At 54.0% G+C, this 274-nt stretch carries 1 protein-coding gene; it reads left to right on the top strand.

Features of this window, described 5'->3' with window-relative positions; all coding sequences use genetic code 11:
• A partial coding sequence (locus L9G74_RS20535) for a hypothetical protein (RefSeq protein ID WP_500142672.1) occupies window positions 1–274 on the top strand: 274 nt, incomplete at both ends.

The raw sequence follows: 274 nt of genomic DNA on the forward strand, positions 1-274 counted from the left end.
TTGATCCCGCTCTACGCCGTCGGGGTGTTCGTACCGTTTACCCTCTCGCAGTCCGGGAGGATTATCCACTGGTTCCGCTTAAAGGAAGGGAGTTGGCTGGTTAAGTCAACCATTAACCTGGTGGGGGCGTTAATTTCACTAGCCCTCGTGATCTTCTTGTTCTGGCAACACTTCTCCAACGTGTGGCCGTACCTGATCATCATGCCGGCCCTCTTGTACCTGTTCCACGTCATTCACACCCACTACATCAAGGTGGGGATGCAACTGCGGGTAG

Source organism: Shewanella electrica, from assembly GCF_022321485.1.
Classification (GTDB): Bacteria; Pseudomonadota; Gammaproteobacteria; order Enterobacterales; family Shewanellaceae; genus Shewanella; species Shewanella electrica.